This window comes from Bacillus sp. 103mf (assembly GCF_900116295.1).
In the GTDB taxonomy this organism is placed as follows: Bacteria; Bacillota; Bacilli; order Bacillales; family Bacillaceae_G; genus Bacillus_A; species Bacillus_A bruguierae.
In genome coordinates this window covers 1-26,032 of the sequence record NZ_FPAF01000023.1, presented here as the reverse complement: position 1 = coordinate 26,032, position 26,032 = coordinate 1, and the positions used below count along the sequence as shown (strand labels likewise).

Below are 26,032 nucleotides of genomic sequence, written 5' to 3'. Positions count from 1 at the left end.
ATTATAAAATGCCAATATATGATTTTCTGCGTTGAGAACAATGTATATTTTTGCTTCTATTGGAAAAGATAGTAAAATCAGCAGATTATGAAACAGAATGATGGTTTTCTTATAGAAGCCATTTTTCTTTTTTGAGCAGTTAGAAACACTCAACGTATCTATCTTTTTAGAGGGAAAAGGCTACGTAATTTGCGTTAGTCGTATTTAGTTGTGATTTTGCACATTTTTGTGCATTTATAATACTCTTGATTTGAGGGGTGAAGCAGTTGACAGGTCAACTAGTTCAATACGGACGACACCGCCAACGAAGAAGTTATGCCCGTATTAGTGAGGTATTAGAATTACCAAATCTTATCGAAATTCAAACCTCTTCTTATCAGTGGTTTCTTGATGAGGGTTTGCGAGAAATGTTCCAAGACATTTCTCCGATTGAAGACTTTACGGGAAATCTATCGCTTGAGTTTATCGACTACAGTCTAGGTGAAACGAAATATTCTGTAGAAGAGTGTAAAGAGCGTGATGTGACGTATGCAGCACCACTTCGTGTAAAAGTGCGTCTAATCAATAAAGAAACTGGTGAAGTAAAAGAGCAAGATGTGTTCATGGGGGATTTCCCGCTCATGACAGAGACAGGAACATTTGTAATTAACGGTGCAGAACGCGTTATTGTTTCTCAGTTAGTTCGTTCACCAAGTGTATACTACAGCGGAAAAGTAGACAAAAACGGAAAACGCGGATTTACTGCTACTGTAATTCCAAACCGCGGAGCTTGGTTGGAATATGAAACAGATGCTAAGGATGTTGTTTATGTGCGTATCGATCGTACGCGTAAATTACCTGTAACTGTTTTGTTACGCGCATTAGGGTTTGGCTCTGATCAAGAAATCACCGAATTGATAGGTGATAACGAATACTTAAGCAATACGCTAGAAAAAGATAACACGGATAGCACAGAAAAAGCGCTGCTCGAAATTTATGAGCGTCTACGTCCAGGTGAGCCACCAACAGTAGAAAATGCAAAGAGCTTGCTTGTTTCTCGCTTCTTTGATCCAAAGCGTTATGATCTAGCAAATGTAGGTCGCTACAAAATTAATAAGAAATTACACATTAAAAACAGATTGTTCAACCAACGTTTAGCTGAAACTTTAGTGGATCCTGAAACAGGTGAAATTTTAGCAACAGAAGGAACAATCCTAGATCGTCGTACATTAGATCGTATTTTACCTTATTTAGAAAAGAACATTGGTTTTAAAACAGTGAAACCGATGGGCGGAGTGGTAGAAGGTAATGTTGAATTACAATCTATTAAGATTTATGCTCCAGATGCAGATGGAGAGCGTTCTATCAATATTATTGGTAATGCGAATATCGATCGCGATGTAAAACATATTACACCAGGCGATATTATTGCATCTATTAGCTATTTCTTTAATCTTCTATATAAAGTAGGAGACACAGATGATATTGACCATTTAGGAAACCGTCGCCTACGTTCTGTAGGGGAATTGTTACAAAATCAATTCCGTATCGGTCTTTCTCGTATGGAACGTGTTGTTCGTGAGAGAATGTCAATTCAAGATACAAATGCAATTACACCGCAAGCGTTAATTAACATTCGTCCGGTTATTGCATCTATTAAAGAGTTCTTTGGTAGCTCTCAGTTATCTCAGTTTATGGATCAAACAAACCCATTAGCAGAGTTAACACATAAACGAAGACTATCTGCATTAGGACCTGGTGGTTTAACGCGTGAGCGCGCAGGCTTTGAAGTGCGTGACGTTCACTACTCTCACTATGGTCGTATGTGTCCAATTGAAACGCCAGAGGGACCGAACATCGGTTTGATTAACTCTTTATCTTCATTTGCGAAAGTAAATGAGTTTGGTTTCATTGAAACACCATATCGCCGCGTGGATCCAGAAACTGGCCGTGTAACAACACGTGTAGATTATTTAACAGCTGATGAACAAGATAATTATGTTGTTGCCCAAGCAAACGCACGTTTATCTGAAAATGGAGATTTCCTTGACGAAGACGTTGTAGCCCGTTTCCGCGATGAGAACGTTGTAGTAAAACGTGAACGTATCGACTATATGGATATCTCTCCAAAACAGGTTGTGTCTGCTGCGACAGCTTGTATTCCGTTCTTAGAAAACGATGACTCGAACCGTGCGCTAATGGGTGCGAACATGCAACGTCAAGCGGTTCCACTTATGAACCCAGAATCTCCAATTGTAGGTACTGGTATGGAGTACGTATCGGCGAAAGATTCAGGTGCTGCAGTAATTTGTAAACACCCTGGTATTGTTGAACGTGTAGAAGCTCGCGAAGTTTGGGTACGTCGTTATATCGAAGTAGACGGTCAGCAAATAAAAGGTGACTTAGATCGCTACAAAATGTTGAAATTCATCCGTTCTAACCAAGGAACTTGTTACAACCAACGTCCAATCGTAAGTGTTGGCGATGAAGTTGTAAAAGGGGAGATTCTTGCAGACGGTCCTTCTATGGAAAAAGGTGAACTTGCACTTGGTCGTAACGTGCTTGTTGGCTTTATGACATGGGATGGTTATAACTACGAGGATGCGATCATTATGAGTGAGCGCCTTGTAAAAGATGATGTGTACACTTCAATTCATATTGAAGAATATGAGTCTGAAGCTCGTGATACGAAGCTAGGACCAGAAGAAATTACACGAGACATTCCAAACGTAGGGGAAGATGCGCTTCGCAACCTTGATGAGCGTGGTATCATCCGCATCGGTGCAGAAGTAAAAGACGGAGACTTGCTTGTTGGTAAAGTAACGCCAAAAGGTGTAACAGAGTTAACAGCAGAAGAACGTCTATTACATGCAATCTTTGGTGAGAAAGCTCGTGAAGTACGTGATACATCACTACGTGTACCACACGGTGGTGGCGGTATTATCTTAGACGTAAAAGTATTTAACCGTGAAGATGGTGATGAATTGCCACCAGGTGTAAATCAACTTGTACGTGCATATATCGTTCAAAAACGTAAAATTTCTGAAGGTGACAAGATGGCCGGCCGTCACGGTAACAAAGGTGTTATCTCCCGTATTTTACCGGAAGAAGATATGCCTTACTTACCAGATGGTACACCAATCGATATCATGTTAAACCCATTAGGGGTACCATCTCGTATGAATATCGGTCAGGTGTTAGAGCTTCATCTAGGTATGGCAGCAAGATATCTTGGTATCCACGTTGCAACACCAGTATTCGATGGTGCTCGTGAGGAAGATGTATGGGGAACAATTGAAGAAGCTGGTATGGCGCGTGATGCGAAGACAATTTTATACGATGGACGTACTGGTGAACCGTTCGACAACCGTGTATCTGTTGGTGTCATGTACATGATTAAACTTGCACACATGGTTGACGATAAACTTCATGCTCGTTCTACTGGACCATACTCACTTGTAACACAGCAACCTCTTGGAGGTAAAGCGCAGTTCGGTGGACAGCGTTTCGGTGAGATGGAGGTTTGGGCACTTGAAGCTTACGGTGCTGCATATACTCTTCAAGAAATCTTAACAGTTAAGTCGGATGATGTTGTTGGGCGTGTGAAAACGTACGAATCGATTGTAAAAGGCGAAAACGTTCCAGAACCAGGTGTTCCTGAATCATTCAAAGTATTGATTAAGGAATTACAAAGTTTAGGTATGGATGTTAAGATGATGTCTAGCGACGATACTGAAATTGAAATGCGTGATACTGATGACGATGATCATCAATCTGCAGATAAATTAAATGTCGAAGTTGAGGCAACGAAGGAATAATTGGGATAACCTGTAGATTAAAAGGGAGGTAGGCCCCTTGATAGATGTAAACAACTTTGAATATATGAAGATTGGACTTGCATCACCAGACAAAATTCGCTCTTGGTCATATGGGGAAGTAAAAAAACCCGAAACGATTAACTATCGTACATTGAAACCAGAGAAAGACGGTTTGTTCTGTGAGCGTATTTTCGGTCCAACAAAAGACTGGGAATGTCATTGTGGTAAATATAAACGTGTCCGTTATAAAGGTGTAGTTTGTGATCGATGCGGCGTTGAAGTAACGCGTGCGAAAGTTCGTCGTGAACGTATGGGTCATATTGAATTAGCTGCTCCTGTATCTCATATTTGGTATTTCAAAGGTATCCCAAGCCGCATGGGACTTGTCTTAGACATGTCCCCTCGCGCGCTTGAAGAAGTAATTTATTTCGCTTCTTATGTAGTAACAGAAAGTGGAGATACACCACTTGATAAGAAGCAACTTCTTTCGGAGAAAGAATACCGTGCGTATCGCGATAGATACGGAAACTCTTTCCAAGCTTCCATGGGCGCAGAAGCAATTAAGAAGTTATTACAAGATATCGATCTAGATAAAGAAGTAGACTTCTTAAAAGAAGAGTTAAAAACAGCGCAAGGACAACGTCGTACGCGCGCTATTAAACGTCTAGAAGTATTAGAAGCATTCCGTAACTCTGGAAACGAACCATCTTGGATGATTCTAGATGTTCTTCCAGTTATCCCACCAGAACTTCGCCCGATGGTACAGTTAGATGGTGGACGTTTTGCAACTTCTGACTTAAACGACCTATATCGTCGTGTAATTAACCGTAACAATCGTTTAAAACGTTTATTAGACTTAGGTGCACCAAGCATTATTGTCCAAAACGAAAAGCGTATGTTACAAGAAGCAGTAGATGCTTTAATTGATAACGGTCGTCGTGGTCGTCCAGTTACTGGGCCTGGTAACCGTCCGTTAAAATCTCTTTCCCATATGTTAAAAGGTAAGCAAGGACGCTTCCGTCAAAACTTATTAGGTAAACGTGTTGACTACTCTGGTCGTTCCGTTATCGTTGTAGGACCGAACTTGAAAATGTACCAATGCGGTCTGCCAAAAGAAATGGCGCTGGAACTGTTCAAACCTTTCGTTATGAAAGAGTTAGTGGGAAAAGGTTTAGCGCACAACATTAAGAGTGCTAAACGTAAAATTGAACGAGTACAACCTGAAGTTTGGGATGTTTTAGAGTCTGTAATTAAAGAACACCCTGTACTTTTAAACCGTGCTCCAACGCTTCACCGTCTTGGTATTCAAGCGTTTGAACCTACATTGGTAGAAGGTCGTGCAATTCGTCTGCATCCACTTGTATGTACTGCATACAACGCGGACTTTGACGGTGACCAAATGGCGGTTCACGTTCCGTTATCATCAGAAGCACAGGCAGAAGCTCGTCTTCTTATGTTAGCTGCACAAAACATTTTGAACCCGAAAGATGGAAAACCAGTTGTTACACCGTCTCAGGATATGGTATTAGGTAACTACTACTTAACGCTTGAGCGCGCGGGTGCAATTGGTGAAGGTATGATTTTCAAAGATACGAACGAAGCATTACTTGCATACCAAAACGGATATGTACACTTGCATACTCGTGTTGCTGTTGCAGCAAGCTCTGTAAACAACGAAACGTTTACAGAAGAGCAAAACAGCAAGCTGTTGTTAACAACAGTTGGTAAGTTAATATTCAATGAAATCTTACCGAAATCATTCCCTTACATTAACGAACCAACAAAAACAAACTTGGAGAAAGAAACTCCAGTGGAATATTTTGTTGAAAAGGGCGCTAACGTAAAAGAAATTATTGCTAGTCGCGAAGAAGTGGCACCATTTAGCAAGAAAATCCTTGGTAACATCATTGCGGAAGTATTTAAACGTTTTAAAATTACAGAAACGTCTCGCATGCTTGACCGTATGAAAAACTTAGGGTTTAAATACTCTACAAAAGCTGGTATTACAGTTGGGGTAGCAGATATCCTTGTATTAGGTGAAAAAGAAGAAATTCTACACGAAGCGCAAGCAAAAGTAGATACAGTAATTAAACAATTCCGTCGTGGTTTAATCACGGAGGAAGAACGTTATGATCGCGTTATCTCTATTTGGAGTAATGCAAAAGACGTTATTCAAGGAAAACTGATGAAAACGCTAGATAAGCGCAACCCGATCTTCATGATGAGTGACTCTGGTGCCCGTGGTAACGCATCGAACTTTACGCAGCTTGCTGGTATGCGTGGTTTGATGGCTAACCCATCTGGACGTATCATCGAACTTCCAATCAAATCAAGTTTCCGTGAAGGTTTAACGGTACTTGAGTACTTCATCTCTACGCATGGTGCGCGTAAAGGTCTTGCCGATACAGCACTTAAGACTGCCGATTCTGGTTACTTAACACGTCGTCTTGTTGACGTTGCACAAGATGTTATCGTTCGTGAAGATGACTGTGGAACAGATCGCGGTTTATTAATTGGCGCAATTAAAGAAGGAAACGAAATTATCGAATCCTTATACGATCGTCTTGTAGGACGTTTCGCAAGAAAAACTCTGAAGCATCCAGAAACAGGCGAAGTGTTAGTTCGTGAAAATGAATTAATTACAGAAGATATTGCTCATATCATTGAAAAAGCAGGCGTTGAACAATTGTACATCCGCTCTGCGTTTACATGTAACACACGCCACGGCGTATGTAAGAAGTGTTATGGTCGTAACTTAGCTACTGGTACAGATGTAGAGGTAGGCGAAGCGGTTGGTATTATCGCAGCTCAATCTATCGGTGAGCCAGGTACACAGTTAACGATGCGTACATTCCATACAGGTGGGGTTGCTGGAGACGATATCACACAAGGTTTACCGCGTATTCAAGAGATTTTCGAAGCGCGTAATCCGAAAGGTCAAGCGGTTATCAGTGAAATCGACGGTGTTGTTGCAGCGATTAACGATGTGAAAGATCGCCAAGAAGTTGTTGTACAAGGCGATGTAGAAGCACGTACGTATGCAATTCCTTATGGTGCTCGTTTAAAAGTAGCTCCAGGACACCGCATTGAACATGGTAAAGAACTTACTGAAGGTTCTATCGATCCGAAAGAATTACTGAAAGTAACAGATATTACAGCAGTTCAAGAATACTTGCTTCGTGAAGTTCAAAAAGTATACCGTATGCAAGGGGTAGAAATTGGTGATAAACACGTTGAAGTAATGGTTCGCCAAATGTTGCGAAAAGTGCGTGTAATTGATGCTGGTGAAACAGACGTATTACCAGGAACATTACTTGATATCCACCAATTTACGGATGCGAATGCGAAAGTGTTGCTTCAAGGTAAACAACCAGCAACAGCACGTCCAATCCTTCTTGGTATTACGAAAGCTTCACTTGAAACTGATTCATTCTTATCTGCGGCATCATTCCAGGAAACAACTCGTGTGTTAACTGATGCAGCAATTAAAGGTAAGCGTGACGAACTTCTTGGCCTGAAAGAAAATGTTATTATCGGTAAACTTGTTCCAGCTGGTACAGGTATGAATCGTTACCGTAGAGTTGATCTTGTGAAAACAGCACAAGAGGAAACAAATGTAGAAAATACCGAGGTTTACGTAGAAAACTAAAATTTTCCGTCGTAAATTTTGTATAAAAAAGATAATCCTAGTTGACATGATGCAATGCAAAATGTTAATATAAGCAAGGTTGCTCCTTAATAACGTTGAATGTAATTCAACACGGTATAGTTAAAAGGTTGCGGTAGCTGGTAGCGATGCAACATAACATACTTTTTAAAACTGGATCTCAACATTATGAGATGCAAGTAGGAGCTTCAGTGATAGGAATAACAAGTTAAAACTGTTTTTGTGAGGAGAGAGCATTTGCTCTCCCTTGCAAAAACTTTGTTTTCAACTAATAATGAACCACCTGGATATGTGGTCATACAAACGTGCGAAGGGAGGATAAATTAATGCCTACTATTAACCAATTAGTGAGAAATGGACGTACTGATAAAGTATGGAAATCTAAATCACCTGCGTTAAACAAAGGTTTCAACTCTTTAAAGAAAAAAGCAACTGATATCTCTGCACCTCAAAAACGTGGTGTATGTACTCGTGTTGGTACAATGACTCCGAAGAAACCGAACTCAGCGTTACGTAAATACGCTCGTGTACGTTTAACAAATGGTATCGAGGTTACTGCTTACATCCCAGGTATCGGTCATAACCTACAAGAACACAGCGTAGTATTAATTCGCGGTGGTCGTGTAAAAGACTTACCAGGGGTACGTTACCACATCGTTCGTGGTGCGCTTGACACAGCTGGTGTTGACAAACGTATGCAAGGACGTTCTAAATATGGTACTAAGAGACCAAAACCTGCTAAGAAATAATAAAACTGAACTGAAAGGAGGAACTCAATATGCCTCGTAAAGGACCTGTTGCGAAACGTGACGTGTTACCAGATCCAATGTACAATTCTAAACTTGTAACACGCCTAATCAACAAAATGATGGTTGACGGTAAAAAAGGTAAATCTCAAACAATTCTTTATAATGCGTTCGATATCGTTCGCGAACGTACTGGTAACGAACCAATGGAAGTATTCGAGCAAGCTCTTAAGAACATCATGCCTGTTCTTGAAGTACGCGCTCGTCGTGTTGGTGGTGCTAACTACCAAGTTCCAGTTGAGGTTCGTCCAGAACGCCGTACAACTTTAGGTCTTCGCTGGTTAGTAAACTACGCTCGTCTTCGTGGTGAAAAAACTATGGAAGAGCGTCTAGCTTACGAAATCTTAGATGCAGCTAACAACACTGGTGCATCTGTTAAGAAACGTGAAGACACTCACAAAATGGCAGAAGCTAACAAAGCATTTGCTCATTACCGTTGGTAGGATTCAACGAAAAATAATTATAAGCATAAACCGCTTTATTTGTCGCTTATGGAAGTGTGGAGAGGGAGAATTCCTCTCCCTTTCAATGGGCGCTCGTTTTACATAATGAGGGTACTAGACATACTGACATATGTAACAAAATAAAGTGGCTTTTTTGCTACTTAAAATAAAAAAATCCAATCCATATTAGGAAGGAGAAAGACACCAAATGACAAGAGAGTTCTCCTTAGAAAACACTCGTAATATTGGTATCATGGCTCACATCGATGCTGGTAAAACAACAGCAACTGAGCGTATCCTGTACTACACAGGCCGCATTCACAAAATCGGTGAAACTCACGAAGGTGCATCTCAGATGGACTGGATGGAGCAAGAGCAAGAGCGTGGTATCACAATTACTTCTGCGGCAACTACAGCTCAATGGAAAGGTCATCGTGTAAACATCATTGACACTCCAGGACACGTAGATTTCACTGTAGAAGTAGAACGTTCTTTACGCGTACTTGATGGTGCGGTAGCAGTACTTGACGCGCAATCTGGTGTAGAACCACAAACAGAAACTGTTTGGCGCCAAGCTACTACTTACGGTGTACCACGTATCGTGTTCGTTAACAAAATGGACAAGATCGGTGCAGACTTCTTATACTCTGTAGGAACAATTCATGACCGTTTACAAGCAAACGCACATCCAATTCAGTTACCAATCGGTGCTGAGGATCAGTTTACAGGAATTATCGACCTAGTAGAAGAGTGTGCATACATGTATGCAAACGACTTAGGAACAGATATTCAACGTATTGAAATTCCTGCAGAACATAAAGAATTAGCTGATGAATACCGCGGAAAACTTATCGAAGCGGTAGCAGAGCTTGATGAAGAAATGATGATGAAGTACCTAGAAGGTGAAGAAATCACTGTAGAAGAGCTTAAAGCTGGTATCCGTAAGGCTACAACTTCTGTAGAATTCTTCCCAGTAATCTGTGGTTCTGCATTCAAAAATAAAGGTGTTCAAATTCTGTTAGATGCAGTTATCGACTACCTACCATCTCCATTAGACGTACCTGCTATTAAAGGTACTCTTCCGGACACAGATGAAGAAGTAGAACGTCATTCTAGCGATGAAGAGCCTTTCGCAGCATTAGCATTCAAAATCATGACTGACCCTTATGTTGGTAAGTTAACATTCTTCCGTGTGTACTCTGGTGTGTTAAACTCTGGATCATACGTGAAAAACTCAACTAAAGGTAAGCGTGAGCGTGTAGGTCGTATCCTACAAATGCACGCAAACAGCCGTGAAGAGATTTCAACAGTTTACGCTGGTGACATCGCTGCTGCTGTAGGTTTAAAAGATACTACAACTGGTGATACTCTTTGTGACGAGAAGAGCCTTGTTATCCTTGAGTCTATGGAATTCCCAGAACCAGTTATCTCTGTAGCTATCGAACCAAAATCTAAAGCTGACCAAGATAAAATGGGTACAGCATTATCTAAGCTTTCTGAAGAAGATCCAACATTCCGTGCTCACACTGACCAAGAAACTGGCCAAACAATCATCGCTGGTATGGGTGAACTTCACCTTGATATCATTGTTGATCGTATGCGCCGTGAATTCAAAGTGGAAGCAAACGTTGGTGCTCCTCAGGTAGCATACCGTGAGACTTTCCGCGCTGCTGCGAAAGTTGAAGGTAAGTTCGCTCGTCAATCTGGTGGTCGTGGACAATTCGGTCACGTTTGGATTGAGTTTGAACCTAATGAAGAAGGTAAAGGATTCGAATTCCAAAACAAGATCGTCGGTGGTGTAGTTCCACGTGAATACATCCCAGCTGTTGGAGCAGGTCTTGAAGATGCACTTAAAAATGGTGTACTAGCTGGTTATCCACTAGTTGACATTAAAGCTGCATTAGTTGACGGATCTTACCATGATGTTGACTCCTCTGAGATGGCGTTCAAAATCGCTGCATCTATGGCTCTTAAAGCTGCGGTTTCTAAATGTAACCCAGTAATTCTTGAACCAATGATGAAAGTTGAAGTTGTAATTCCTGAAGAGTACATGGGAGATATCATGGGTGACGTAACTTCTCGCCGTGGACGTGTAGAAGGTATGGAAGCTCGTGGTAACGCACAAGTTGTTCGTGCAATGGTACCACTTTCTGAAATGTTTGGTTATGCAACGGCTCTACGTTCTAACACGCAAGGACGCGGAACATTCTCAATGACATTTGATCATTATGAAGAAGTACCGAAGTCTATTTCAGAAGAAATTATTAAAAAAAATAAAGGTGAATAATTGATTTTTATCGATTGTTCAAGTATAACTACTTATGTAAGCTTAGAAAGCGGGGCTTAGGCCCCTTACTTTCTAGTCTAAATATAAAATAATCTATATAACCAAGGAGGAATTTAGAATGGGAAAAGCTAAATTCGAACGTTCTAAACCACACGTTAACATTGGTACAATCGGCCACGTTGACCATGGTAAAACTACATTAACTGCTGCTATCACTACGGTTCTTGCAAAAGCTGGTGGTGCTGAAGCGAAAGGTTACGACCAAATCGATGCTGCTCCAGAAGAAAGAGAGCGCGGTATCACAATCTCAACTGCACACGTTGAGTATGAAACTGAAACTCGTCACTATGCACACGTTGACTGCCCAGGACACGCTGACTATGTTAAAAACATGATCACTGGTGCTGCTCAAATGGACGGCGGTATCTTAGTAGTATCTGCTGCTGATGGCCCAATGCCTCAAACTCGTGAGCACATCCTTCTTTCTCGTCAAGTAGGTGTTCCTTACATCGTTGTATTCTTAAACAAATGCGACATGGTTGATGACGAAGAATTATTAGAATTAGTAGAAATGGAAGTTCGCGATCTATTATCTGAATACGACTTCCCAGGCGATGATATCCCTGTAATTAAAGGTTCTGCTCTTAAAGCTCTTCAAGGAGATGCTGAGTGGGAAGCAAAAATCATCGAATTAATGAACGAAGTTGACGCTTACATCCCAACTCCAGAACGTGACACTGAAAAAGCATTCTTAATGCCTGTTGAGGACGTGTTCTCTATCACAGGTCGTGGTACAGTTGCTACAGGTCGCGTAGAGCGTGGTATCGTTAAAGTTGGTGACGTAGTAGAAATCATCGGCTTCACTGAAGAAAACAAATCTACAACTGTAACTGGTGTAGAAATGTTCCGTAAGCTTCTTGACCAAGCACAAGCTGGAGACAACATCGGTGCACTACTTCGTGGTGTAGCTCGTGAAGAGATCCAACGTGGACAAGTTCTTGCTAAAACTGGCTCTGTAAAAGCTCACGCTAAATTCAAAGCTGAAGTTTTCGTATTATCTAAAGAAGAAGGTGGACGTCACACTCCATTCTTCGCTAACTACCGTCCGCAATTCTATTTCCGTACAACTGACGTAACTGGTATCATCCAATTACCAGAAGGTACTGAAATGGTAATGCCTGGTGACAACATCGAAATGACTATCGAACTTATTGCTCCAATCGCAATCGAAGAAGGAACTAAGTTCTCTATTCGTGAAGGTGGACGTACTGTAGGTTACGGTGTAGTTGCAACTATCGTTGAGTAATCTCAATTGATATAAAAAACCCAAGGGATTTTCCCTTGGGTTTTTTATTTATAATAGATAAAACATATTTTTTAAGTTTTGACGAGTTTCTTCTATAATATATAAATCGTAAAACCTTGCGACCAAAAACTGTTAAAGTAATTACGACAGATGAAAACTTGAAATTCATTAAAGTACCATGTATAATAGCAAAAGTACAGTAAATGATGATGTGCACAAATAAAGTGTTGCATCTAGGCTAGAAACGTTGTATAATAAACAATGTTGGTCTTTGACTGCGATGAAGTGGAAGGTTGCTGACACACCCGGCCGCTTTGCCATGGCGAGTGTGTGGAAATTTCCATGGAGAATGTCTATTTTTAAAATAGGCGAACGAAGGAGGGAAAATAATGGCAAAAGAAAAAATTCGTATTCGTTTAAAAGCTTATGATCACCGTATTCTTGATCAGTCAGCTGAGAAAATTGTGGAAACAGCTAAGCGTTCTGGGGCGACAGTTTCTGGTCCGATCCCATTACCAACTGAAAAAACTGTTTACACGATTCTTCGTGCGGTTCATAAATACAAAGATTCTCGTGAGCAATTCGAAATGCGCACGCACAAACGTCTAATCGACATCGTGAGCCCTACTCCACAAACAGTAGACTCTTTAATGCGTTTAGACCTACCATCTGGTGTAGATATCGAAATCAAACTATAATTTATATAAGTTAAAATGTAGGAGGTGTAACTCATGACCAAAGGAATCTTAGGAAAAAAGATCGGTATGACTCAAGTATTTGCTGAAAATGGCGAGCTAATTCCTGTAACTGTTATCGAAGCGACTCCAAACGTGATCCTTCAAAAGAAAACTGTTGAAACTGATGGCTACAACGCAATTCAGTTAGGTTTTGATAACAAACGCGAAAAATTAGCTAACAAACCTGAACAAGGTCACGTTGCTAAAGCAACTACTGCTCCTAAGCGCTTCATTCGCGAACTTCGCGATGCAGACGTTGAAGGACAAGAAGTTGGTCAAGAGGTAAAAGTAGAAGTTTTCACTGCAGGTGAAGCTGTAGACGTAACAGGTATTTCTAAAGGTAAAGGTTTCCAAGGTGTTATTAAACGCCACGGACAATCTCGCGGACCTATGTCTCACGGTTCTCGTTACCACCGTCGTCCTGGTTCAATGGGCCCTGTTGCTCCGAACCGTGTATTCAAAGGCAAAAAACTTGCTGGACGTATGGGCGGAGACCAAGTTACTATTCAAAACTTAGAAATCGTTCAAGTTGATGTTGAACGTAATTTACTATTAGTAAAAGGCAACGTTCCTGGCGCTAAGAAATCTCTTGTAGTTGTTCGTAGTGCTGTTAAGGCTAGCAAATAATTTTCTATAAGAAAGGAGGAACCCCAATGCCAAAAGTAAAGTTATTTAACCAAACTGGTTCTGAAGTTGGTGAAATCCAATTAGCTGAAACTATTTTCGGTATCGAACCAAACGAAGCTGTACTTTTTGAAGCTGTAACGATGCAACGCGCATCTTTACGTCAAGGTACACACAAAGTAAAAACTCGCTCTGAAGTGCGCGGTGGAGGTCGCAAACCATGGCGTCAAAAAGGAACTGGACGTGCTCGTCAAGGTTCTATCCGTTCTCCTCAATGGCGTGGTGGTGGTACGGTATTCGGACCTACACCAAGAAGCTATGCTTACAAACTACCTAAAAAAGTTCGTCGCTTAGCTATCAAATCTGCATTAGCTACTAAAGTAGTTGAGAACAACATCGTAGTTCTTGAGGATTTAGTATTAAATGCACCAAAAACAAAAGACATGGTAGCAGTTCTTAAAGGATTAGCTGTTGAGAAGAAAGCTCTTATCGTAACTGCTGATGCAAACGAAGCTGTTGAGTTATCTGCTCGCAACATTCCTGGAGTAACAGTAATCACTGCTGATGGCGTGAACGTATTAGACGTTCTTCATCATGATAAGCTAATCATGACAAAAGCGGCAGTGGAAAAAGTAGAGGAGGTGCTTGCATAATGAAAGATCCTCGTGATATCATTAAGCGCCCAGTTATCACTGAACGTTCTATGGAAATGATGGCTGAAAAAAAATACACGTTCGATGTGGACGTTAAAGCTAATAAAACGGAAGTTAAAGATGCTGTAGAAGCGATCTTTGGTGTTGAAGTTGATAAAGTAAATATCATGAACTACAAACCAAAAGCAAAACGTGTTGGTCGTCACGCTGGTTTTACTAACCGTCGTCGTAAAGCAATCGTTAAGCTTACTGCTGACAGCAAAGAAATCGAGATCTTCCAAGGAGTTTAATCCTTACTAAAGAAGGAGGGAAAATCAGATGGCAATCAAAAAGTATAATCCGACTACTAACGGTCGTCGTAACATGACTACGAACGATTTCGCTGAAATCACGACTGATAGACCGGAAAAATCATTACTTGCGCCTTTAAGTAAAAAGGCTGGACGTAATAACCAAGGTAAAATCACTGTACGTCACCAAGGTGGCGGACACAAACGTCAATACCGTATCATCGACTTCAAACGTAACAAAGATGGAATTCCAGGACGCGTTGCTACGATCGAATACGATCCAAACCGCTCTGCGAATATCGCATTAATTAACTACGTTGACGGTGAAAAACGTTACATCCTTGCTCCTAAAAACTTAGAAGTAGGTATGGAAATCATGTCTGGCCCAGAAGCGGACATTAAAATCGGTAATGCATTACCATTAATCAACATTCCAGTAGGTACAGTTGTTCATAACATCGAGCTTAAACCAGGTCGTGGTGGACAATTAGTTCGTTCTGCTGGTACATCTGCTCAAGTACTTGGTAAAGAAGGTAAATACGTACTTGTACGTTTAACTTCTGGTGAAGTACGCTTAGTGTTATCTGCTTGTCGCGCTACAGTAGGTCAAGTAGGTAATGAGCACCATGAACTTATTAAAATTGGTAAAGCAGGTCGCTCTCGCTGGTTAGGTAAGCGCCCAACTGTTCGTGGTTCCGTAATGAACCCAGTTGATCACCCACACGGTGGTGGTGAAGGTCGCTCACCAATCGGACGTAAGTCTCCAATGTCTCCATGGGGTAAACCAACTCTTGGATTCAAGACTCGTAAGAAAAATAAAGCGTCTGACAAATTCATCGTTCGTCGTCGTAAAAAATAATGGGGTTGTAGTACGGTTCATTTCTAGAACCGTACGGCAATCACGAAGGGAGGCACCAAAATGGCTCGTAGCTTGAAAAAAGGACCATTTGTCGATGATCATTTAATGAACAAAATGACAAAGTTAAATGAAACTGAGCAAAAGCAAGTTGTAAAAACTTGGTCTCGTCGTTCAACGATCTTCCCACAGTTTATTGGTCATACAATCGCTGTATATGATGGTCGTAAACACGTTCCTGTATACGTAACTGAAGATATGGTAGGCCACAAGTTAGGTGAGTTCGCACCAACTCGTACGTACAAAGGTCATGATGCTGACGATAAGAAAACTAGAAGATAATGAGAGGAGGCACTTCAATGCAAGCTAAAGCAGTAGCGAGAACAGTTCGTATTGCTCCTCGTAAAGTTCGTTTAGTAGTAGACTTAATCCGAGGTAAGCAAGTGGGTGAAGCGATTGCTATCCTTAACCACACACCAAAAACTGCTTCTCCAGTTGTAGAAAAAGTTTTGAAATCTGCAATTGCAAATGCAGAACATAACTACGAAATGGATGTAAACAACTTAGTTGTTGAGAAAGTTTTCGTTGACGAAGGTCCAACGTTAAAACGTTTCCGTCCACGTGCAATGGGTCGTGCAAGCCAAATTAACAAGCGCACAAGCCACATTACAGTTGTGGTATCAGAAAAGAAGGAGGGATAATCGATGGGTCAAAAGGTTAGTCCAGTTGGTCTTCGCGTCGGTATTATCCGCGATTGGGAATCTCGTTGGTACGCTGAAAAAGACTACGCTACATTCTTACATGAAGACATCAAAATTCGTGAATACATTAACGTTCGCTTAAAAGATTCTGCTGTTTCTAAAGTAGAAATCGAGCGTGCGGCAAATCGTGTAAATGTTACAATTCACACGGCAAAACCTGGTATGGTAATTGGTAAAGGTGGTACAGAAGTTGAAGCACTTCGTAAAGCTCTTAATCAATTAACAGGTAAACGTGTACACATCAACATTTTAGAAGTTAAGAGAGCTGATCTTGACGCTAAATTAGTAGGCGAAAATATCGCTCGTCAATTAGAAAACCGTGTATCTTTCCGTCGTGCACAAAAGCAAGCAATTCAACGTGCTATGCGTGCAGGAGCTAAAGGTATTAAAACACAGGTTTCTGGTCGTCTTGGCGGAGCTGATATTGCTCGTGCAGAATCTTACAGTGAAGGAACTGTTCCACTTCATACACTTCGCGCTGATATTGACTATGCAACAGCTGAAGCTGATACAACGTACGGTAAATTAGGTGTAAAAGTATGGATCTACCGTGGAGAAGTCCTTCCTACAAAAAAGAAAGCTTCTGAGGAAGGAGGAAAATAATATGTTAATGCCTAAACGCGTAAAATATCGTAGAGAGCATCGTGGTAAAATGCGTGGTCGTGCAAAAGGTGGCGCTGAAGTACATTTTGGTGAGTTTGGTTTACAATCTCAAGAAGCATCTTGGATTACAAACCGTCAAATCGAAGCAGCTCGTCGTGCAATGACTCGTTATATGAAACGTGGCGGTAAAGTTTGGATTAAAATTTTCCCTTCTAAACCTTACACTGCTAAGCCTCTAGAAGTACGTATGGGTTCCGGTAAAGGGGCTCCTGAAGGTTGGGTAGCAGTTGTAAAACCTGGAAAGGTTATGTTTGAAATTGCGGGCGTATCTGAAGAGGTAGCACGTGAAGCATTACGTCTTGCAGCTCACAAATTACCAGTGAAATGTAAATTCGTAAAACGTGAAGAAAATGGTGGTGAATCTAATGAAAACTAATGATATTCGTGAATTAACCACTGCTGAAATCGAAACAAAAGTTAAAGCATTAAAGGAAGAGTTGTTTAACCTTCGCTTCCAACTTGCTACAGGCCAATTAGAGAATCCAACACGCATCCGTGAAGTGCGTAAAGCGATTGCTCGTATGAAAACTGTAGTTCGTGAAAGAGAGATCGGAATTAATCGATAAATTGAGGGGAGGTTTGCAAAGTGAGCGAACGTAACCAACGCAAAGTTTACACTGGTCGTGTTGTTTCTGACAAAATGGACAAAACGATTACAGTTTTAGTTGAAACTTACAAAACTCATTCCTTATATGGAAAACGCGTTAAGTATTCTAAGAAATACAAAACGCATGATGAGCAAAACCAAGCAAAAGTTGGCGATATCGTAAAAATCATGGAAACTCGCCCGCTTTCTGCTACTAAGCGTTTCCGTTTAGTTGAAATCGTTGAAGAAGCGGTTATTATCTAAATAGACGAATCGGAATTTTAAGTCCGAAGGGAGGTTTCATAACATGATCCAACAAGAATCTCGTTTGAAAGTAGCTGACAACTCTGGCGCACGTGAACTTTTAACAATCAAAGTATTAGGCGGCTCTGGTCGTAAATACGCAAACATCGGTGATATTATCGTTGCTACGGTAAAACAAGCAACACCAGGTGGCGTTGTTAAAAAAGGTGACGTTGTTAAAGCAGTAGTAGTACGTACGAAGAGCGGTGCTCGTCGTCCAGACGGTTCTTACATTCGTTTTGATGAAAACGCAGCGGTTATCATTAAAGACGATAAGAGCCCACGTGGTACTCGTATCTTCGGACCAGTAGCTCGTGAATTACGTGATAGCAACTTCATGAAGATCGTTTCTTTAGCTCCAGAAGTTCTATAATTTAAGGTATTGCCTTGCTAAGGAGGTGCAGAAGTAAGATGCATGTAAAAAAAGGTGATAAAGTACAGGTAATCAGTGGTAAAGACAAAGGAAAACAAGGTGTTATCCTTGCAGCTTTCCCAAAAGAAAACCGTGTTATCGTTGAGGGTGTTAACATCGTTAAGAAGCACTCTAAGCCATCTCAATTAAATCCACAAGGTGGAATTATCACGAAAGAAGCACCTATCCACGTATCTAATGTTATGCCATTAGATCCTAAAACAGGTGTACCTACTCGCGTAGGTTACAAAGTGGAAGATGGTAAAAAAGTTCGTGTTGCAAAAAAATCTGGTGAATTATTAGATAAATAAGTTCTATATGAAAGGAGGTCCCTTCATTGAATCGCCTTAAAGATAAATTCCAAAAAGAAATTACTCCTGCTCTTATGAGCAAGTTTAACTATAAATCTGTTATGGAAGTACCGAAAATCGAAAAGATCGTAATCAACACTGGTGTTGGTGACGCGGTATCCAATTCTAAAGCATTAGACAGTGCTGTAGAAGAATTAACACAAATCGCAGGTCAAAAGCCTGTTGTAACTCGCGCTAAAAAATCTATCGCAGGTTTCCGTCTTCGTGAGGGTATGCCTATCGGTGCAAAGGTTACTTTACGCGGCGAGCAAATGTATGAGTTCTTCGACAAATTAGTATCAGTTTCTTTACCACGTGTACGTGATTTCCGTGGTGTTTCTAAGAAATCTTTCGATGGTCGTGGTAACTACACATTAGGTGTTAAAGAGCAATTAATTTTCCCTGAGATTGATTATGATAAAGTAAGCAAAGTTCGTGGTATGGACATCGTAATCGTTACTACAGCGAAAACTGATGAAGAAGCTCGTGAACTTTTAACACAATTCGGTATGCCATTCCAAAAATAATGGAAGCCAACGCTAAGTAGAGGAGGCGAAAACGTGGCTAAAAAATCTATGATTGCGAAACAAAAGCGTACTCCTAAGTTTAAAGTACAAGACTATACACGTTGCGAGCGCTGCGGTCGTCCGCATTCTGTATACCGCAAATTTAAACTTTGCCGTATTTGTTTCCGTGAACTTGCATATAAAGGTCAAATTCCTGGTGTTAAAAAAGCTAGTTGGTAAAACCCACAAATGGGAAGGAGGTAAAACACATGGTGATGACAGATCCAATTGCAGATATGCTTACTCGCATCCGTAATGCGAACATGGTACGTCATGATAAATTAGAAGTTCCTGCTTCTAAAATCAAAAAAGAAATTGCTGAAATCTTAAAACGTGAAGGTTTCATCCGTGATGTGGAATACATCGAGGATAACAAACAAGGTATCCTTCGTATTTTCCTAAAATACGGTGTAAACAATGAGCGTGTAATCACTGGATTAAAGCGTATTAGTAAGCCTGGCTTACGCGTTTATGCAAAAGCTGATGAAGTACCACGTGTACTTAACGGATTAGGTATTGCACTTGTTTCTACATCTAAGGGCGTAATGACGGACAAAGATGCTCGTCAATTACAAACTGGTGGAGAAGTAGTAGCATACGTTTGGTAATATATATTTAAACGAACGGAGGTGTGACCACATGTCTCGTATTGGTAAAAAGATTCTTGAAATCCCTGCAGGTGTTACAGTTACAGTAGCAGAAAATAATACGGTAACTGTAAAAGGACCTAAAGGTGAATTAACTCGTACTTTCAATGCTGATATGGTTATCAAAATTGAAGAAAATATCTTAACAGTAGAACGTCCTACTGAACAGAAGGAACACCGTGCATTACACGGAACAACTCGTGCTCTTCTTGGAAACATGGTTGAAGGTGTAACAACAGGTTTCGCTCGCGGACTTGAATTAATCGGTGTTGGTTACCGTGCACAAAAACAAGGTGACAAACTTGTATTAAACGTAGGTTATTCTCACCCAGTTGAGATGACTCCAGAAGCTGGTCTTGAAGTTGAAGTTCCTGCTCCTACAAAGATTGTAATTAAAGGTATCGACAAGCAACGTGTTGGCGAATTTGCTGCTAACGTTCGCGCTGTACGTGCTCCAGAGCCATATAAAGGCAAAGGTATTCGTTACGAAGGCGAAGTTGTACGTCGTAAAGAAGGTAAAACTGCTAAGTAAACCCGTTAGGTGAAAGAAAGGAGTGACAAGAATGATCACTAAACCTGATAAAAATGTGGTTCGTAAGAAAAGACATGCACGTGTACGTGCAAAGCTTGCTGGTACTGCAATGCGTCCACGTTTAAACGTGTTCCGTTCTAACCAACACATTTACGCTCAAGTAATTGATGATGTAAACGGTGTAACATTAGCAAGCGCGTCAACTCTTGATAAAGAACTTACTCTTAACGGTACAAGCAACATCGAGGCTGCTACTAAAGTTGGCGAAATCGTTGCTAAGCGTGCTGTAGAGAAAGGCGTTAAAGAAGTAGTATTTGATCGCGGCGGTTACTTATACCATGGTCGTGTTAAAGCTTTAGCTGAAGCTGCTCGTGAGGCTGGCTTACAATTTTAATGGTCAAAGGAGGGAAAATTGATGCGTCGCATTGACCCAAGTAAATTTGAACTTGAAGAACGTGTAGTTACGATAAACCGTGTTGCGAAAGTTGTTAAGGGTGGTCGTCGTTTCCGCTTCGCTGCACTGGTTGTAGTTGGTGATAAAAACGGTCATGTTGGATTCGGTACTGGTAAAGCACAAGAGGTGCCAGATGCAATCCGCAAGGCTATCGAAGATGCTAAGAAAAACTTAATCGAAGTACCATTAGTTGGTACTACAATTCCACACCAAATTATCGGTAACTTCGGAGCGGGTGAAGTATTCTTAAAACCTGCTGCAGAAGGTACTGGAGTTATTGCTGGTGGTCCAGTTCGTGCGGTTCTTGAATTAGCTGGTGTACAAGATATTCTTTCTAAATCTCTTGGTTCTAACACACCAATTAACATGATCCGTGCTACTGTGAACGGATTAAAAGATCTTAAGCGTGCTGAAGATGTAGCAAAATTACGCGGTAAATCTGTAGAAGAGCTACTAGGTTAAGAAGGAGGGAAAACATAATGGCGAAAAAGTTAGAAATTACCCTCACTCGTAGTGTAATTGGTCGTCCACAAGATCAACGTGCGACTGTAGAAGCTTTAGGTCTTAAAAAGTTGAATTCAACTGTAGTTAAGGAAGAAACTCCTGCTATTCGCGGTATGATCAACAAAGTTTCTCACCTTGTAACTGTAAAAGAAGCTTAATCATAACTCATCAATATAAGGAGGTGCCTGGGAATGAAACTTCATGAATTACAACCTGCAGAAGGTTCTCGTAAAGTTCGTAATCGTGTAGGTCGTGGTATCGGTTCTGGTAATGGTAAAACTGCTGGAAAAGGTCATAAAGGACAAAACGCACGTTCTGGTGGCGGTGTTCGTCTTGGTTTTGAAGGCGGTCAAACTCCATTATTCCGTCGTTTACCAAAACGCGGCTTCACAAACATCAACCGTAAAGAATTTGCTATCGTTAACTTAACAACGTTAAATCGTTTTGAAGACGGTACAGAAGTAACACCTGAATTATTGCTTGAGACTGGCGTTATCAGCAAATTAAACGACGGTGTTAAAATTCTTGCAAACGGTGCTGTAGAGAAAAAGCTTACTGTTAAAGCTCATAAATTCTCTTCAAGTGCAAAAGAAGCTATTGAAGCAGCTGGCGGAACAGTTGAGGTGATCTAATGTTTCGCACAATCTCCAACTTTATGCGCGTTGCTGAGATAAGAAATAAAATATTATTCACTTTAGCGATGTTAATCGTGTTTCGAATTGGCACGTTCATCCCAGTGCCTCATACAAATGCAGATGTACTGAGAGCGCAAGACCAGTTGAATGTATTGGGCATTCTGAATACATTTGGCGGCGGAGCCTTAAAAAACTTTTCCATCTTTGCGATGGGAATCATGCCGTACATTACAGCATCCATCATCGTGCAATTATTGCAGATGGATGTTGTTCCTAAATTTACGGAGTGGTCAAAACAAGGTGAAATGGGTCGTCGTAAACTAGCTCAGTTTACCCGCTACTTTACAATTGTTCTTGCTTTTATTCAAGCAATCGGTATGTCAATCGGTTTTAACGGTATGGCAGGTGGACAATTAATTTTGGATCCTAGCTGGTCAACTTATTTATATATTGCAACGGTACTAACTGCCGGAACTGCATTTTTAATGTGGTTAGGTGAGTTAATTACAGCAAAGGGAGTAGGAAATGGTATTTCTATTATTATCTTTGCAGGTATTACCGCAGCGATCCCAAATACTATAAATCAAGTGTACGCACAGCAGTTCCAAGATGCCGGAGATCAATTGTTCATTCGTATCGTAAAAGTCGGTTTGATTTTGTTAGCTGTGTTAGCAGTTATTGTTGGTGTTATTTACATTCAGCAAGCTGTTAGAAAAATCCCGATTCAATATGCGAAGCGCGTAACTGGAAACGGTGGTTATACTGGAGCACAAAACACTCATTTACCACTTAAGGTAAATAGTGCTGGTGTTATTCCAGTAATTTTTGCTGTTTCATTCTTGATTACGCCTCCGACTATTGCACAGTTTTTCCCGAAACATGAAATATCGCAGTGGATTATTAAAAACTTTAACTATTCTCATCCAGTGGGTATGATCGTATATGTTGCACTAATTATTGCCTTTGCATATTTCTATGCATTTGTTCAAGTAAATCCTGAACAGATGGCTGAAAACTTAAATAAACAAGGTGGATATGTTCCTGGTATTCGTCCGGGTAAGAATACAGAACAGTATCTAACAAAGATCTTGTATCGTTTGACCTTTGTAGGTGCAATTTTCTTAGCAGCGATTGCAATCCTGCCTGTTTTATTTATTAAATTTGCAAACCTGCCACAATCTGCACAGATAGGTGGAACAAGTTTACTAATTGTTGTCGGTGTTGCTTTAGAAACAATGAAGCAGCTCGAAAGTCAATTAGTAAAACGCCATTACAAAGGGTTTATCAAACAGTGAGTAAGCGGGAAGATTCATCTTCCCTGTATGCTCATTCATGAGGGGGAATACAGATGAACTTAATTTTAATGGGGCTTCCAGGTGCCGGTAAAGGCACACAGGCCGAAAAGATTGTTGCCAAGTATAACATCCCTCACATTTCAACAGGAGACATGTTTCGTGCTGCTATGAAAGATGAAACTGAACTTGGTTTACAAGCTAAGTCCTTTATTGATAAAGGAGCACTTGTACCAGATGAAGTTACAATTGGAATCGTGCGTGAGCGTTTAAGTCAAGAAGACTGTGTAAAAGGCTTCTTATTAGATGGTTTTCCACGAACAGTTGCACAAGCTTCAGCTCTTGAAGAAATCATGAAAGATCTTGGCAAAAAGATCAATTATGTTTTAAACATTAATGTGGATTCAGGATTGCTGTTAAAACGTTTAACAGGCCGTCGCATTTGTAAAGAGTGCGGTGCGACTTACCACTTAGAATTCAATCCGTCAGCAAAAGAGGGCGTGTGCGATAAATGTGGTGGCGAGTTATATCAGCGTTCTGATGACAACGAAGAAACTGTAGCAAATCGTTTAGAAGTGAATATTAAGCAAACAAAGCCGTTGCTTGATTTCTACGAAGAGCTTGGTTACTTAAAAAGCATTAATGGTGAGCAAGATATCGATAAAGTATTTGCTGATGTCGATCTTCTCATCGGAGGCTTAGCGTAATGATTATTTGCAAAACTCCTCGCGAAATCGAGATTATGCGAGAAGCTGGCAAGATTGTTGCTTTAACTCATCAAGAGTTAAAAAGGCATATTGCCCCAGGAATTACAACGAAAGAGCTCGATCAAATAGCGGAAAAAACGATTCTAAAATATGGCGCTGTGCCATCTTTTAAAGGATATAACGGATTTCCGGGAAGCATTTGTGCTTCGGTAAACGAAGAGCTTGTACACGGGATTCCAGGAAAGCGCAAGCTCCAAGAAGGCGATATTATTAGTATCGATATTGGCGCGAAATATAATGGATATCATGGAGATTCTGCATGGACGTATCCAGTAGGAAACATTTCCGAATCTGTTCAAAAGCTACTTGATGTCACAGAAAAATCGTTGTATCTTGGTCTAGAACACGCAAAACCGGGCGAGCGATTATCTAATATTTCACATGCGATTCAAACGTATGTTGAAGATAGTGGATTCTCGATCGTTAGGGAGTATGTCGGTCACGGAATCGGGCAAGACTTACATGAAGACCCACAAATCCCGCACTATGGTCCACCAAATCAAGGGCCTAGATTAAAACCGGGAATGGTCATTTGTGTTGAGCCGATGGTGAACCAAGGAAGACGATATGTAAAAACACTATCTGATGACTGGACAGTGGTAACGGTAGATGGTAAATGGTGTGCACATTTTGAGCACACGATTGCTCTTACAGAAGCAGGATACGAAATCCTTACCACTTTATAGGTAGCTGGCTCTCCGGAATTTCAGAACAGTGTAGAATGTTACTGATTTGAAGAAGGGAGAACATTGAATGGCTAAAGATGATGTAATTGAAGTCGAAGGTACCGTTATTGAAACGTTGCCAAATGCTATGTTCAAAGTAGAATTAGAGAATGGGCATGTTGTATTGGCTCACGTTTCTGGTAAAATCCGTATGAACTTCATTCGTATTTTACCAGGAGATAAAGTTACGGTAGAATTATCTCCGTACGATTTAAATCGTGGTCGTATCACGTACCGCTTTAAATAATATAGCACTCCGTAATCTTTAAGGAGGTTCGAGACATGAAAGTAAGACCGTCAGTTAAGCCGATCTGCGAAAAATGTAAAGTTATTCGTAGACGTGGAAAAGTAATGGTTATTTGTGAAAACCCTAAACATAAACAAAAACAAGGTTAATCAGAAGGAGGTGCATTCGGAATGGCACGTATCGCAGGTGTAGATATTCCTCGTGACAAACGCGTTGTTATTTCTTTAACTTACGTATTCGGCATTGGTCGCACAACTGCTGAAAAAATTCTTGCTGAAGCTGGTGTTTCTTCAGAAACACGAGTTCGCGATTTAACTGAAGACGAATTAGGACGTATCCGTGATATCGTCGATCGTATCAAAGTTGAAGGAGACCTTCGTCGTGAAGTATCCCTTAACATTAAACGTCTAATGGAGATCGGTTCTTACCGTGGTCTTCGTCACCGTCGTGGTTTACCAGTTCGTGGTCAAAACTCTAAAAACAATGCTCGTACACGTAAAGGTCCACGTCGTACAGTAGCAAATAAAAAGAAATAATAAGTAAAGGAGGTTGAACTAACAATGGCACGTAAAACAAACACTCGTAAAAAACGTGTGAAAAAGAATATTGAAGCTGGTGTAGCTCATATTCGTTCTACTTTCAACAACACAATCGTAACACTTACAGATACTCACGGTAACGCGCTTTCTTGGTCTAGTGCTGGTGCACTTGGTTTCCGTGGATCTCGTAAATCTACTCCATTCGCTGCACAAATGGCTGCTGAAACTGCTGCTAAAGTTGCAATGGAGCACGGTTTAAAAACTTTAGAGGTTACTGTAAAAGGTCCTGGTGCTGGTCGTGAAGCTGCAATTCGTGCTCTTCAAGCTGCAGGTCTAGAAGTAACAGCAATCAGAGATGTTACTCCAGTTCCTCATAATGGATGTCGTCCGCCAAAACGTCGTCGTGTTTAATTTTTCTGTATAGAATTTTCCCTTTTGTCTATAATGGATATGATGCATTATCGAGAAATTTCGTACAGAAACATCGCTTGTTGTGCACAATCGGGAACTGCCTAAGGGGGACTTTCGGTTAGACAGAGGTTTTTCCTTTGTTTAGCCGAGGTTTCGACGTTTTGAAGGAGGG

Annotated in this window: 34 protein-coding genes; all 34 read left to right on the top strand. The window is 40.8% G+C overall.

The window, feature by feature from the left end; all coding sequences use genetic code 11:
* Positions 1-266: 266 nt before the first annotated feature.
* Positions 267-3,797 (top strand): DNA-directed RNA polymerase subunit beta, encoded by a 3,531-nt coding sequence (gene rpoB, locus BM350_RS24435; protein ID WP_090918583.1) that lies wholly within the window; start codon positions 267-269, stop codon positions 3,795-3,797.
* Between the two features lie 37 nt (positions 3,798-3,834).
* Entirely contained in the window at positions 3,835-7,446 is a 3,612-nt protein-coding gene (gene rpoC, locus BM350_RS24430; protein ID WP_090918581.1) for a DNA-directed RNA polymerase subunit beta', read from the top strand.
* Between the two features lie 344 nt (positions 7,447-7,790).
* On the top strand, positions 7,791-8,213 hold the full coding sequence (gene rpsL, locus BM350_RS24425; RefSeq protein WP_090918580.1) for a 30S ribosomal protein S12: 423 nt from the start codon (positions 7,791-7,793) through the stop codon (positions 8,211-8,213).
* A 29-nt stretch (positions 8,214-8,242) separates the two neighbouring features.
* Positions 8,243-8,713, top strand: a complete 471-nt coding sequence (gene rpsG / locus BM350_RS24420) for a 30S ribosomal protein S7 (RefSeq protein WP_090918578.1) — start codon at positions 8,243-8,245, stop codon at positions 8,711-8,713.
* Positions 8,714-8,921: 208 nt separating this feature from the next.
* The gene (fusA, locus tag BM350_RS24415; RefSeq protein WP_090918576.1) at positions 8,922-11,000 is read left to right on the top strand and encodes an elongation factor G; all 2,079 of its coding nucleotides are present in this window, start codon (positions 8,922-8,924) and stop codon (positions 10,998-11,000) included.
* A gap of 118 nt (positions 11,001-11,118) precedes the next feature.
* A complete protein-coding gene (gene tuf / locus BM350_RS24410) occupies positions 11,119-12,306 on the top strand; it encodes an elongation factor Tu (protein WP_090918574.1) in 1,188 nt (395 codons plus the stop codon).
* Between the two features lie 389 nt (positions 12,307-12,695).
* Positions 12,696-13,004, top strand: coding sequence for a 30S ribosomal protein S10 (rpsJ, locus tag BM350_RS24405; protein WP_001040596.1), 309 nt, complete (start codon positions 12,696-12,698; stop codon positions 13,002-13,004).
* Positions 13,005-13,037: 33 nt separating this feature from the next.
* A complete protein-coding gene (gene rplC, locus BM350_RS24400) occupies positions 13,038-13,670 on the top strand; it encodes a 50S ribosomal protein L3 (RefSeq protein ID WP_090918572.1) in 633 nt (210 codons plus the stop codon).
* Positions 13,671-13,696: 26 nt separating this feature from the next.
* The gene (rplD, locus tag BM350_RS24395) at positions 13,697-14,320 is read left to right on the top strand and encodes a 50S ribosomal protein L4 (RefSeq protein WP_090918570.1); all 624 of its coding nucleotides are present in this window, start codon (positions 13,697-13,699) and stop codon (positions 14,318-14,320) included.
* Positions 14,320-14,610 (top strand): 50S ribosomal protein L23, encoded by a 291-nt coding sequence (gene rplW, locus BM350_RS24390; protein WP_020062294.1) that lies wholly within the window; start codon positions 14,320-14,322, stop codon positions 14,608-14,610. The genes rplD and rplW overlap by 1 nt, the downstream gene beginning before the upstream one ends.
* Before the next feature lie 28 nt (positions 14,611-14,638).
* Positions 14,639-15,469: a 50S ribosomal protein L2 gene (rplB, locus tag BM350_RS24385; RefSeq protein ID WP_090918568.1), complete on the top strand. Its 831-nt coding sequence runs from the start codon at positions 14,639-14,641 to the stop codon at positions 15,467-15,469.
* A gap of 60 nt (positions 15,470-15,529) precedes the next feature.
* Positions 15,530-15,808: a 30S ribosomal protein S19 gene (rpsS, locus tag BM350_RS24380; RefSeq protein WP_090918566.1), complete on the top strand. Its 279-nt coding sequence runs from the start codon at positions 15,530-15,532 to the stop codon at positions 15,806-15,808.
* Positions 15,809-15,825: 17 nt separating this feature from the next.
* Positions 15,826-16,167, top strand: coding sequence for a 50S ribosomal protein L22 (gene rplV, locus BM350_RS24375; RefSeq protein WP_011983250.1), 342 nt, complete (start codon positions 15,826-15,828; stop codon positions 16,165-16,167).
* Between the two features lie 3 nt (positions 16,168-16,170).
* Positions 16,171-16,830 (top strand): 30S ribosomal protein S3, encoded by a 660-nt coding sequence (gene rpsC / locus BM350_RS24370; RefSeq protein WP_020062297.1) that lies wholly within the window; start codon positions 16,171-16,173, stop codon positions 16,828-16,830.
* Between the two features lies 1 nt (position 16,831).
* Complete coding sequence (rplP, locus tag BM350_RS24365; RefSeq protein WP_020062298.1) at positions 16,832-17,266, top strand: 50S ribosomal protein L16; 435 nt, start codon at positions 16,832-16,834, stop codon at positions 17,264-17,266.
* Positions 17,256-17,456, top strand: coding sequence for a 50S ribosomal protein L29 (gene rpmC, locus BM350_RS24360; RefSeq protein WP_000855718.1), 201 nt, complete (start codon positions 17,256-17,258; stop codon positions 17,454-17,456). The genes rplP and rpmC overlap by 11 nt, the downstream gene beginning before the upstream one ends.
* Before the next feature lie 20 nt (positions 17,457-17,476).
* Positions 17,477-17,740, top strand: coding sequence for a 30S ribosomal protein S17 (gene rpsQ / locus BM350_RS24355; protein WP_090918564.1), 264 nt, complete (start codon positions 17,477-17,479; stop codon positions 17,738-17,740).
* 43 nt (positions 17,741-17,783) lie between these two features.
* On the top strand, positions 17,784-18,152 hold the full coding sequence (gene rplN, locus BM350_RS24350) for a 50S ribosomal protein L14 (protein WP_011983254.1): 369 nt from the start codon (positions 17,784-17,786) through the stop codon (positions 18,150-18,152).
* Positions 18,153-18,190: 38 nt separating this feature from the next.
* Complete coding sequence (rplX, locus tag BM350_RS24345; RefSeq protein ID WP_090918562.1) at positions 18,191-18,502, top strand: 50S ribosomal protein L24; 312 nt, start codon at positions 18,191-18,193, stop codon at positions 18,500-18,502.
* Positions 18,503-18,528: 26 nt separating this feature from the next.
* On the top strand, positions 18,529-19,068 hold the full coding sequence (gene rplE / locus BM350_RS24340) for a 50S ribosomal protein L5 (RefSeq protein ID WP_090918560.1): 540 nt from the start codon (positions 18,529-18,531) through the stop codon (positions 19,066-19,068).
* Between the two features lie 33 nt (positions 19,069-19,101).
* Positions 19,102-19,287, top strand: coding sequence for a 30S ribosomal protein S14 (rpsN, locus tag BM350_RS24335; RefSeq protein WP_020062302.1), 186 nt, complete (start codon positions 19,102-19,104; stop codon positions 19,285-19,287).
* A gap of 29 nt (positions 19,288-19,316) precedes the next feature.
* Positions 19,317-19,715, top strand: coding sequence for a 30S ribosomal protein S8 (gene rpsH, locus BM350_RS24330; RefSeq protein ID WP_090918559.1), 399 nt, complete (start codon positions 19,317-19,319; stop codon positions 19,713-19,715).
* 31 nt (positions 19,716-19,746) lie between these two features.
* Complete coding sequence (rplF, locus tag BM350_RS24325; RefSeq protein WP_020062304.1) at positions 19,747-20,286, top strand: 50S ribosomal protein L6; 540 nt, start codon at positions 19,747-19,749, stop codon at positions 20,284-20,286.
* 31 nt (positions 20,287-20,317) lie between these two features.
* On the top strand, positions 20,318-20,680 hold the full coding sequence (rplR, locus tag BM350_RS24320; RefSeq protein ID WP_090918557.1) for a 50S ribosomal protein L18: 363 nt from the start codon (positions 20,318-20,320) through the stop codon (positions 20,678-20,680).
* Positions 20,681-20,701: 21 nt separating this feature from the next.
* Positions 20,702-21,202 carry a 30S ribosomal protein S5 gene (gene rpsE, locus BM350_RS24315; RefSeq protein ID WP_090918555.1) on the top strand — a complete coding sequence of 167 codons (501 nt, stop codon included), beginning with the start codon at positions 20,702-20,704 and terminating at the stop codon, positions 21,200-21,202.
* 17 nt (positions 21,203-21,219) lie between these two features.
* Positions 21,220-21,402 (top strand): 50S ribosomal protein L30, encoded by a 183-nt coding sequence (gene rpmD, locus BM350_RS24310; RefSeq protein WP_020062307.1) that lies wholly within the window; start codon positions 21,220-21,222, stop codon positions 21,400-21,402.
* Between the two features lie 33 nt (positions 21,403-21,435).
* On the top strand, positions 21,436-21,876 hold the full coding sequence (rplO, locus tag BM350_RS24305; protein WP_020062308.1) for a 50S ribosomal protein L15: 441 nt from the start codon (positions 21,436-21,438) through the stop codon (positions 21,874-21,876).
* Entirely contained in the window at positions 21,876-23,174 is a 1,299-nt protein-coding gene (gene secY / locus BM350_RS24300; RefSeq protein ID WP_090918553.1) for a preprotein translocase subunit SecY, read from the top strand. Before rplO ends, secY begins: the two co-directional genes overlap by 1 nt.
* 53 nt (positions 23,175-23,227) lie before the next feature.
* Positions 23,228-23,878, top strand: a complete 651-nt coding sequence (locus BM350_RS24295) for an adenylate kinase (RefSeq protein ID WP_020062310.1) — start codon at positions 23,228-23,230, stop codon at positions 23,876-23,878.
* Positions 23,878-24,624, top strand: a complete 747-nt coding sequence (map, locus tag BM350_RS24290; protein WP_090918551.1) for a type I methionyl aminopeptidase — start codon at positions 23,878-23,880, stop codon at positions 24,622-24,624. Before BM350_RS24295 ends, map begins: the two co-directional genes overlap by 1 nt.
* A 67-nt stretch (positions 24,625-24,691) precedes the next feature.
* Positions 24,692-24,910, top strand: coding sequence for a translation initiation factor IF-1 (gene infA / locus BM350_RS24285; RefSeq protein ID WP_020062312.1), 219 nt, complete (start codon positions 24,692-24,694; stop codon positions 24,908-24,910).
* Positions 24,911-24,945: 35 nt separating this feature from the next.
* Entirely contained in the window at positions 24,946-25,059 is a 114-nt protein-coding gene (rpmJ, locus tag BM350_RS24280) for a 50S ribosomal protein L36 (protein ID WP_000868344.1), read from the top strand.
* A gap of 21 nt (positions 25,060-25,080) precedes the next feature.
* Positions 25,081-25,446, top strand: a complete 366-nt coding sequence (gene rpsM / locus BM350_RS24275) for a 30S ribosomal protein S13 (protein ID WP_090918549.1) — start codon at positions 25,081-25,083, stop codon at positions 25,444-25,446.
* Positions 25,447-25,470: 24 nt separating this feature from the next.
* The gene (rpsK, locus tag BM350_RS24270) at positions 25,471-25,860 is read left to right on the top strand and encodes a 30S ribosomal protein S11 (protein ID WP_000101801.1); all 390 of its coding nucleotides are present in this window, start codon (positions 25,471-25,473) and stop codon (positions 25,858-25,860) included.
* The last annotated feature ends 172 nt before the right edge of the window (positions 25,861-26,032 follow it).